This is a genomic window from Adlercreutzia sp. CNCM I-6207 (assembly GCF_977072305.1).
Genome location: NZ_CDRVLZ010000032.1, coordinates 1 through 10,250, shown reverse-complemented (window position 1 = coordinate 10,250; position 10,250 = coordinate 1). Strand labels below are relative to the sequence as shown.

General features: G+C 65.4%; 9 protein-coding genes. 2 read left to right on the top strand and 7 right to left on the bottom strand.

The features are described 5' to 3' along the window. A partial coding sequence (locus tag ACW4QM_RS11225) for a hypothetical protein (protein ID WP_455798460.1) occupies window positions 1-360 on the top strand: 360 nt, incomplete at its 5' end. 64 nt (window positions 361-424) lie between these two features. Here ACW4QM_RS11225 and rnhA read toward each other — a convergent pair. The 7 genes from rnhA to ilvD form a co-directional block, all read right to left on the bottom strand. After that, window positions 425-910, bottom strand: a complete 486-nt coding sequence (gene rnhA, locus ACW4QM_RS11220) for a ribonuclease HI (RefSeq protein WP_041715138.1) — start codon at window positions 908-910, stop codon at window positions 425-427. Window positions 911-997: 87 nt separating this feature from the next. Next, window positions 998-2,461, bottom strand: coding sequence for a helix-turn-helix transcriptional regulator (locus ACW4QM_RS11215; protein ID WP_114540624.1), 1,464 nt, complete (start codon window positions 2,459-2,461; stop codon window positions 998-1,000). A 210-nt stretch (window positions 2,462-2,671) separates the two neighbouring features. Continuing rightward, entirely contained in the window at window positions 2,672-2,944 is a 273-nt protein-coding gene (tatA, locus tag ACW4QM_RS11210) for a twin-arginine translocase TatA/TatE family subunit (RefSeq protein ID WP_117285214.1), read from the bottom strand. A 262-nt stretch (window positions 2,945-3,206) separates the two neighbouring features. Next, complete coding sequence (gene ilvC / locus ACW4QM_RS11205) at window positions 3,207-4,202, bottom strand: ketol-acid reductoisomerase (RefSeq protein ID WP_114540279.1); 996 nt, start codon at window positions 4,200-4,202, stop codon at window positions 3,207-3,209. A gap of 38 nt (window positions 4,203-4,240) precedes the next feature. Beyond that, window positions 4,241-4,723, bottom strand: coding sequence for an acetolactate synthase small subunit (ilvN, locus tag ACW4QM_RS11200; RefSeq protein WP_022739987.1), 483 nt, complete (start codon window positions 4,721-4,723; stop codon window positions 4,241-4,243). Continuing rightward, a complete protein-coding gene (gene ilvB, locus ACW4QM_RS11195; RefSeq protein WP_302148273.1) occupies window positions 4,720-6,816 on the bottom strand; it encodes a biosynthetic-type acetolactate synthase large subunit in 2,097 nt (698 codons plus the stop codon). Before ilvB ends, ilvN begins: the two co-directional genes overlap by 4 nt. Continuing rightward, complete coding sequence (gene ilvD, locus ACW4QM_RS11190) at window positions 6,813-8,483, bottom strand: dihydroxy-acid dehydratase (RefSeq protein ID WP_114540278.1); 1,671 nt, start codon at window positions 8,481-8,483, stop codon at window positions 6,813-6,815. The genes ilvB and ilvD overlap by 4 nt, the downstream gene beginning before the upstream one ends. A 510-nt stretch (window positions 8,484-8,993) precedes the next feature. Between ilvD and ACW4QM_RS11185 the strand changes: the two genes are divergently transcribed. Continuing rightward, window positions 8,994-10,013 (top strand): hypothetical protein, encoded by a 1,020-nt coding sequence (locus ACW4QM_RS11185; RefSeq protein WP_161127859.1) that lies wholly within the window; start codon window positions 8,994-8,996, stop codon window positions 10,011-10,013. Window positions 10,014-10,250: the final 237 nt, after the last annotated feature.

Sequence of the window (10,250 nt, the reverse complement as noted above, 5' to 3'; positions counted from 1 at the left end):
TGGGCGGCGGTACCAATTTATCTTACCCAGGGTACCAAGCCCGCTGACTGGCGGTACCAGATTCTGCTGATTGTTGGTACCGGAGAGGGTTACTACTCAAGAAAAGCACATTTTCCAAATTGCTCTTTCCAAAATTACACATTTTCCAAATCACGGCGATGCAATTATGCGAGTGCTAATTTTTTGCAATCGCTCTACCAGGCTTTTCTCGAAGTCTGTAATTCTATCCTCCGCATATTAAACATTCAGATTTGGAAAATGTGCTTTTTTGCTCTTCAGTTTGTCCGGATCTTAGAATACCGTCCATTTAAACACATTTTCCAAATCCTCGCGCTTTATACATGCCTTGATGCGAAATGAGACTCGATCCATAAAGACTACTTTTGCATCTTTCCAAACACAGAGTCTCCCGAGAAGGTCATCTTCACAGATCCCCCCGAAAACCAGTGTCTTGCTGATGGCAGGCGGGGTTGTCGGCGGCGGTGGTGGCGAGCTCGTCGCAGCGCTCGTTCTCGGCGTGCCCGGCGTGGCCCTTCACCCAGACGAACTTCACGGTGTGGGGCTCTTTGGCGGCGAGCAGGCGCTTCCACAGATCGACGTTCTTCACCGGTTGTTTCTGCGAGTTCTTCCAGCCGCGCTTCAGCCAGCCGGCCACCCAGTTCTGGTTGAAGGCGTTCACGAGGTACTGCGAATCCGAGTACACCGTCACCGTGCAGGGGCGCTTCAAAGCCTCCAGGCCCACGATGCAGCCGAGCAGCTCCATGCGGTTGTTGGTGGTGCAGGAAAAGCCAGCGGAGAACTCCTTCTCGTGCACCGCGCCCGAGGGCGCCGTGTAGCGCAGAATGGTGCCGTAGCCGCCCGGCCCGGGATTGCCCCGGGACGAGCCGTCGGAGTACAGGGTCACTTCCATGGGGGCTCCTTGGTGCTCGGGTGAGGCCGCCACGTGGCCCGCGGCGGCGAAGTCGTTGAAAGAGAAGCCGGATTGCGCGGTCATGGGCTACAACTCCGCTTCCGTGCGCTCGCCCAGGTCGATGAGCTCCTGGCGGGTGTGCACGCCGCACTTGGCGTAGATGCGGCGCAGGTGCGTGTCGACGGTGTTCTTCGAGATGAAGAACTCGCCGGCGATGCGCTCGGCGGTGCGGCCGCGCAGGGCGAGCGGCAAGATCTCCGCCTCGCGCTTCGAGAGCTTTGCCGTCCGCGCGATAAGCTCGCAGGCCTCCTCGAAACGGTCGCTCTGGGCGATGACCACCGAGAGCGCTGCCATGTCGCGGTCAGTGAACAGGAACAGATACGCGTACAGCACCGCCACGCCGGCCAGGGCCACGAGCGCCGCCGACACGTCGAAGGCGCCGGGAAGCGCCCCGAGCACGCCGCCGACGAGCACGCCGGTGATCTCGCCCGCGAACAGCGCCGCGAAGCCCCGGGCGAAGGAGCGCGCCGCGTCCCCGCCGCCAATGCGGCCCATGATGAGGAACAGCGAGACGAGCACCGAGAAGACCCCCAGATAGCCGGCGAGCACCACGGCCACGCCGGAGACGTTCACGCTCTCCAGCAGCGGCACCGCCACGAAACCGCCCACCATGAGCAGGATGGCGAGCCGGTACGCGCCGCCGAGCGGCCCCACCTCCTGATCGGGCCCCGTGGGCAGCACGGCGCGCACGCCCACCGAGAGCGGACGACCCCCGTAGAGCTGCAGCGCAGCGGCGCAATACAGCACGAAGAGCACGAAGGTGACGGAAAGCGATGACGCGGCTCCCCCCTCGGCGCTGGTGGCAAGGGCCTCCACGGCACCGGTGGCCAGGCCGTAGACCACCGTGCCGGCGATAATGCGACCGGAGAGCTTGGCGGCCTCCTCGGTTGGATCGTCGGCCGCCGCGGGCTCGGCGTCGCGGTCATCAGGCTCGCCGAGCGCACGCAGGGCCCAGGCACTTCCCACGGGCAGCACGTACAGCAGGATGTAGGCGCCCTCTACCGGAATGGCGACGACGAAGAAGCAGACGGCCGCGCCCAGGGCGCTCCCGATGAACACCTCGGGCACGGACTGGTCGATGGAAGCCTCCCCCAATACCCGGCCCCACCGACATAGAAGCAGCGCGAGCGGAACGCCGGCGGCCAGCCCCTCCACGGCGGCAAGCGCGAGCCACGGAATGCCGGGCGCAAGGCTGTGCAGCGCAACGATGAGGTACAGCGCTCCCACCAACGGCAGCGCGTAGCAGCGAACGAGACCCTCGGCCACGACCATGAGATGCCGACGCCGGCGCTCGCGGGTCATGAGCGCGAAGGTGGCGGCCATGACGAGGAGCACGCAGAGCAGGTCGGCCCGATCGATGAGGAACCCGTGCTGGCTGCTCTCGTTATAGGAGCCCAGATACAGCATGGCGAAGAGAAAGGCCTGGTTGCAACCGAAACCGAGGATGGCGTAGCGCGCTTGGCGCAAACGCGAAAGCGTCATCGTCGCCATGAACCTCCCTTTCTCTCTCACATTGACAACGGTGTATTCTATCGCAACCAAGCGCATCGGTTCTCACCGACGGGGACATCCGACGAAATGAACCGCATCTGGTAAAACGAAGAGAAGCGGCGCTGGCCGTATCTGGCAGCTGCCGCTTCTCTTGGGAGGGAGGGTTGAAACGAACCCCGCACCCGAGGGCGCAGGGACGGTTCACGGATGTTACTCGGCCTTCTTGCGAACGACCTTCTTGACCACCTTGGTCTCTGGCTCGCCGGCAGTGGCGTAGGCGACCTCGGGCTCGTCCTCGACGATCTCGATGATCTCCTCGACCTCTTCGTCGTCCTTCTTATCGAAGGCCATGCCCTCGCGCAGGCTCTTCACGGTCTTGCCGAGGGAGGCGCCGAGTTTGGGGAGGTTCTTCGGCCCGAAGATGAGCAGCACGACGACGAGGATGATAACGAGCTCAGGCACGCCCAGTCCGAGAATCTTCATAGTGGGTAATCTCCTTCTTTGCTTCGAAGCCGGCCGGGACACTCCTTGCGCCGCGCTTCACCGTTTTTTGCGTTTCGACGCCGCCCACTATGCCCCCTTCCAAGCCTCCTGCCTATCACGCAGACTCGTGATTTTGTCACGTGGCGAAGAAATTTCCCTGTCACACCTTTACGTGACAAAGCTCGTTTTCGCTGGTCAGAAGCTTACGCAAAAAAGGGCTGACCGAGGTCAGCCCCTACGGAACAACTATGGGAGATTTTTCCTACTCGTGGATCCAGCTGAACATGCCGCGGATGCGCTCGCCGGTCTTTTCGATCTCGTGGCTGTTGATGGCCTCGCGCTGCTCGATGAGCCACGCATGGCCGTTCTTGCAGTCGGCGACGAACTCCTCGGCGAAGGTGCCGTCCTGGATGCGGGCCAGAATCTCTCGCATGGCCTCGCGGCTCTGCTCGTTGATGACCTTCGGGCCCGCGTAGTACTCGCCGTACTCGGCGGTGTTGGAGATGGAGTAGTTCATGAAGTGGATGCCGCTCTCGTACATGAGGTCGACGATCATCTTCATCTCGTGGTAGCACTCGAAGTAGGCGAGCTCCGGCGGATAGCCCGCGTCCACCAAGGTCTCGAAGCCGGCCTTCACCAGCTCCACCAGGCCGCCGCAGAGCACGGCCTGCTCGCCGAAGAGGTCCTCCTCGGTCTCCTGGGCGAAGGTGGCCTTGATGACGCCGGCGCGCGCACCGCCCACGCCCCAGGCGTAGGACAGCGCGATATCCCACGCGTCGCCCGTGGCATCCTGGGCCACGCAGATGAGGTCCGGCACGCCGGAGCCCTCGGTGTACTGGCGGCGCACGATGTGACCGGGGCCCTTCGGCGCGCACATAATGACGTTCACGTCCTCAGGCGGGGTGATGTAGCCGTAGTGGACGTTGAAGCCGTGGGCGAAAGCGAGGGTGTCGCCGGTCTTCAAGTGCGGGGCGATGTAGGTCTCGTACACCTCGGGCTGCAGCTCGTCGGGCACGAGCACCATGATGAGGTCGGCCTCCTCGGCGGCCGTGGCCATGTCGGTGACGCGCAGGCCGGCCTCCTCGGCGGCCTCGATGGAGCGCGAGCCCTCGCGCAGGCCCACGCGCACGTCGCAGCCGGAGTCCTTGAGGTTCAGCGCGTGGGCATGACCCTGGGATCCGTAGCCGATGATGGCGATCTTCTTGTCCTTGATGATGTCGGGGTTGCAGTCCTGTTCGTAGTAGATGGTGACGGCCATGGGTTTTGGTTCCTTTCTCTTGTTGCCTTTTCTATTTCCTAATCGCGCGAGCTGCGGGAGAGGGCTACTTTGCCGGTGCGGACAGTTTCCTTGATGCCGTAGGCGCGCAGCAGATCCTCAAGGCCCCGAAGCTTCGCGTCGTCGCCGGTGGCCTCGATGGTGAGCGAGCTTTTGCCCACGTCCACGATCTTCGCGCGGAAGATGTTGGCGATCTCGATGATCTCACTGCGGCGCTCGGGCGCGGCATTCACCTTGAACAGCACCAGCTCGCGCTCGATGGCGCCCTCATCGGTGAGGTCGGTGATCTTGTGCACGCTGATGAGCTTGTGCAGCTGCTTGGTGATTTGCTCGTAGGCCACGTCGTCGGCGAGCACGATGGCGGTGACGCGCGAGAGGGTGGGGTCTTCGGTGGGGCCCACGGACAGCGATTCGATGTTGAAGCCGCGCCGGGAGATGAGGCCTGTCACACGGGACAGCACGCCGGGGCGGTTCTCAACCAGGACAGACAGAACGTGCTTCATCGCGCGCCCCCCTTCTCTTCGTCGCCGTCGCGGAACAGGGTCTTCCAGTCTTCGGGGCGCACGTCCACGGTGGAGCCGTCCTGACCCAAACGGGCGCCCGTGTCCTCGGGGTCTATCTCCCAGCGGCCGCCGAACTGGGCGTCCAGCTTGGCGCAGGGAGAGGTGGCGGCCGCCGCGCCGGCCGCGGCCGCCCGGGCCCGCAGAGAACCCGGGGCGGCGGGCACATCGGTGCGCACGGCGCCCACGGCCACGTCGATCGCCCCCATGACGTCGCCCAAGGCCGCCCCCGGCGCCACCATGGGATAGACGTTCTGATCGGGAGAAATGGCCACGTCCAAAAGGTAGGGCCCCGCTGCGGCCAGCATGCGCTCGATAGCAGCAGCGACCTCGCCGGGCGCCTCCACGCGCTCGCCCTCCCAGCCGTAGGCCTCCGCCAGCTTCACGAAGTCGGGCACGGGCGCAAGCAGCGTCTGAGAATAGCGCTTGTCGTAGAACAGCTTCTGCCATTGGTGGACCATGCCGAGGCAGCGGTTGTCCAGGATCATGACCTTCACGGGCACGCCGTTGATGGCGGCCGTGGCCATTTCCTGGGAGTTCATCTGGAACGACCCGTCGCCGGCGATGCAGACCACCGTGGCATCGGGGTTCGCCACCGCCGCTCCGATGGCGGCCGGGAAACCGAAGCCCATGGTGCCCAGACCCCCTGAGGAGAGGAAGGTGCGCGGGAACTCCCGGGGCAGGAACTGGTGCGCCCACATCTGGTGCTGGCCCACCTCGGTGGTGACGATGGAGGCCGCCGGATCCAGCTGGCGTCCCAGCTCGGCGATAACGAGCTCGGGGACGATCTCGTCGCTCTCCTCGTTCTCGGCCATGTTCGGGTGGTAGAACGGGTAGCGGGCGCGCCACGCGTCGATATCGGCGATCCACTGGTCGTCGCGCGGGGTGGCGCCGTCCTTCTCGAGCACCTCGAGCATGCCGGCGATGATGCCCTTCAAGTCGCCCACAATGGGCACATCGGCATCGCGGATCTTCCCGATCTCCGCCGGGTCGATGTCGATGTGCACGATCTTCGCGTTGGGGGCGAACTCGGTGACGCGCCCGGTGACCCGGTCGGAAAAGCGCGCGCCGGCGGCGATGATGAGGCCGGCCTCGGTCATGGCCATGTTCGAGTACTTCGCCCCGTGCATGCCCACCGGCCCCAAATTCAGCGGATGGCTCGCGGGCACGCCGCCCTTGCCCATGAGGGTGACGACGGCGGGAATGCGCATCTTGTCCATGAGGGCCACAATCTCGTCGGTCGCCTCTGATGAAATGACGCCGCCGCCGACGTAGAGCAGAGGTTGTTCCGCCTCTTCCAGAAGGCGGCAGGCGGCGCGAATCTGCTTGGCGTTGCCGCGGTAGGTGGGCTTGTAGGAGGGCAGGTTCACCGCATCCGGGTACTCGAACACCATGGTCTCGCCAGCCACGTCGCTCGGGATGTCGATAAGCACGGGGCCTGGGCGCCCCGTGACGGCGATGTGGAAGGCCTCGCGGATGGTGCGGGTGAGCTCGTCGGTGGATTGCAGCAGATAGGAGTGCTTGACCACGGGCATCGTGATGCCCACGATGTCGGACTCTTGGAACGAGTCGGTGCCGATGACCCCCCGGCCCACCTGGCCGGTGATGACGACGAGGGGCACGGAGTCCATGTAGGCCGTGGCGATGCCGGTCACCGTGTTCGTGGCGCCCGGCCCCGAGGTGACGATGGCCACGCCGGCGCGCCCGGTGGAGCGGGCGTAGCCGTCGGCCATGTGCACGGCCCCCTGCTCGTGGCGGGCGAGCACGTGGGTGATCTGGTCGGAGTCGTACAGCGCGTCGTAGAGCTTGATGGCCTGGCCGCCCGGGTAGCCGAACACCGTCGTCACCCCCTCGGCCTCGAGGCTGGCGACGACGGCCTCGGCGCCAAGCATGGTGCGGCCCTGCTTGGCCGTGCGCGAGCCCGCACCCCGGGGCGCGCCTTGGGTGGCGGCGTTGCGCCGGACCGGCGTTGTCGGCTTGCCCTCGGCCGGCGTTGCCGCGCTTGCGGCTGCAGTGCTGTCGTTGATATCGCTCACAGGATGATCGCCCCCTTGTCAGCAGAAGTTACCAGTTTCGCGTACTTGGCCAACACGCCCGCATCGTGCTTGGGCGCCGGTGGCTCCCACGCCGCGCGCCGGCGCGCGAGCTCCTCGTCGCTCACGTTCAGCGTCAGCGCGCCGCCCTCGATGTCCACGGTGACGGAATCGCCCTCGCAGATGAGGGCGATGGGGCCGCCGGCCGCCGCCTCGGGGCTCACGTGCCCCACGGCCGGCCCCTTGGTGGCGCCGGAGAAGCGCCCGTCGGTGATCAGGGCCACCGAGGTGGAAAGCCCCATGCCGCAGATGGCCGAGGTGGGCGCGAGCATCTCGCGCATGCCCGGGCCTCCGGCCGGCCCCTCGTAGCGGATGACCACCACATCTCCCGGGACGATCGCGCCGCCGTTGATGGCCGCGCAGGCCGTCTCTTCCGAATCGAACACGCGGGCCGGCCCGGTGTGGCATAACATGGACGGATCCACCGCCGCCTTCTTCACCACCGAGCCGTCGGGCGCCAGGTTGCCGTAGAGCACCTTGAGGGCGCCCTGGGCGGAATAGGGGTTCTCGCCCGTGCGGCACACCTCGCCGTCGCCCGGGGGGCAGCATCTCGCCAGGTACTCGGGCAGAGGCCCCATGCAGGTGAGCGCGCTCTCGTCCAGCAGCCCCAACCGCCCCAGCTCCCCCATGACCGCCGGCACGCCGCCGGCACGGTACAGGTCGATGAGCGGGCGCGGGCCGGAGGGCGCGAGCTTCACCAAGTGCGGCGTGCGCGCGCTGGCTGCGTCCCAGTCGGCCATGGTGATGGGGCATCCCGCTGCGTTCGCGATGGCCGTCAGGTGCAGCACCGTGTTCGTGGAGCCGCCGAAGGCCATGTCGCATTCCATGGCGTTGCGCACGGCCGCCGCATTCAGAATGTCCTTGATGCGCACGTTATCGCGGAGCAGTTCCATCACCTTCATGCCCGCGCGCTTGGCCAGACGAATCCGCTCGGAGTAGACGGCCGGCACGGTGCCGTTGCCCGGAAGCGCGATGCCGAGCGCCTCGCACAGGCAGTTCATGGAGTTCGCCGTGAACATGCCCGAGCAGCTGCCGCAGGTGGGGCAGGCCGTGTCCTCGAGGGCGGCCAGCTCGTCTGCGGTCATGGTGCCGGCCGCCACCTTCCCCGCCCCGTCGAAGAGCGTGTTCAGATCGGTGGAGCCCTCCCCGTCCGGGCCCGTGCCGGGAAGCATGGGGCCGCCGGAGACGAACACCGTCGGCACGTTCGCCCGCAGCGCGCCCAAGATCATGCCGGGAACGATCTTGTCGCAGTTCGGGATGCACACCAGGCCATCGAAGGCGTGCCCCATGACGGCGCATTCCACGGAATCGGCGATGACCTCGCGCGATACGAGCGAGTAGTGCATGCCCTCATGGTTCATGGCGATACCGTCGCACACGCCGATGGTGGAAATTTCGAAGGGGACGCCACCGGCCATATAGATGCCGGCCTTCACGGCCTCGGCGATCTTGTCCAAGTGGGTGTGCCCGGGAATGACGTCGTTGCGCGAACTCAGCACCGCGATGAAGGGGCGGTCCATCTCCTCGTCGGTGATGCCGTCCGCTTTGAGCAGGCTGCGGTGCGGCGCGCGCGCCACCCCTCGCTTGATCTGGTCGCTCCTCAGTTCCATAGGCCTCGCTTCCTCTCGCGCTGCGTCTCCAAATACACAAAAACCCGCTGCAAGATGCACCGGGCCGGAAAACGAGACAGCCGTGCGACGACGCGCACAGGGAGGCTCTACGACAGATAACGGTGTCGCCGGTCCGACGCTACTTGCCCCCTTCGGCCCGGCGGTAAGCCTGTCAACCGAAAGGTCGTTCGCACCGAACTGCTCAGAGGTGGCTGTTCGGGTCGCCCACCGCCTGCTCGCACCAACCGCAGGCTCTCTTCAGATGGGTTCGCCCCTACTTTTCCTCGTCAACGCATTTCATCGGTATTAACTTGGCTCGGGAGTTTAGCACTCCTGCGATCAATCGCAAGGCTTTTCGCTCATATTTCTACGGGAATCTGACGAAACGGGCACGGGCGGTGACAAATGGGCCGCGCCGCCATGACGTTTGACGGTCCGTCATCCCTGCTGACCGCGCCTTCCATAAACTAGTCGGGAAAGGGAAACGTCTATTCAGGAGAGGATACGGCCATGAGCACCGCTACCGTCCATCGTCGCAAGCTGTCGGCTACCGGAACCGTCCCTCCGAGCGTCTCCGCGGCGAAGCCGAAACCCCGCTCCCCGCGCCCTTCCCTTGCGGGCAACTCCCCGGGCGCCGCGCAGCCGCAGGATGACGGGCAAGCAGCGCGCCCCGTTCGCACCGCCTCGCTGCATCCGCGCGCCGCGGCCGCGAGCAACTTCGTTCCCGATCCCGTCACCCTCGAGCTGACCGACCGCGCCGAGCACCCGATGCTCACGCCGTCGTGGCGTGCTTTCCGCGCCTATGCCTCGAACCATCCGCAGCTTTCCGAGCTGAAGGCCCAGGGACTCGTTCCCATGATGCGGGCCCACCAAGGACTGCGTCTGGCAATTTACGCCGTAGCCGCCGCTTTGGTACTGCTCTTCGTGGCGCTTTTGGCCTATTGGTGGCTGCTGCCGGCGCCGGCGGCCGCCGACTCGCCGTACGCCACCGCCGATGCGGGCGCCGCCCAGAGCACGGCCGCGGACCAGTGGGAGCAGGGCGTCGTGCCCTCGCTGTACCAAAGTGACACCTCCTGGGCCGACGTGCCCTATGGGCAGGCCACGCTCGCCTCCACCGGGGCCGCCCCCGTCGCCCTGGCCATGGCCTACGTGGCGGCCACGGGCGACACCACCTACACTCCCGTCGAGTTCGCTCAATGGGCCACCGATCACGATCTGACTGCCGCTGGCGTCGACACCATCGGTGCCTTCCTGCAGCAGGGAGGCACCGCGTTCGGGCTCGCCGTGGATCCCATGATCGTAGACGACCGGACGCTGCGCCACGCCATCGTCTCGAATGTGCCCGTGCTCGTCGTCACGCAGCCCGGCACTTTCGCGCCCGCCTCCTCAGTGGTGGTGCTGGACGACATCGACAAGGACTCCCACATCGTGCTGCACGACCCGACGAGCGCGAGCCGCTCGGCCAAAGGATGGGCTTTCGATGACATCACCGACGCCGCCGCCCTCGCCTTCACGGTGCACGAGGTCTAGAGGCGCACGCTGCGTGCTTTAGAAATGACAGTTAGCGTAGTTTTTCGCTTCAGTTTTCCGAAAATCTGCTTTAGAAATGAGGGGTGTCGTAGTTTCAAGCTACGCTAACCGTCATTTCTAAAGCAAACCGTGAATCCTCGGTACTGTCAATAATCTTGCGCAAATTCCAGCAGGCGACCGCCAGCCGTCGGCATGATCACTCGTCCAGCAGCGACACGTCCAGATACCTCCTCGACC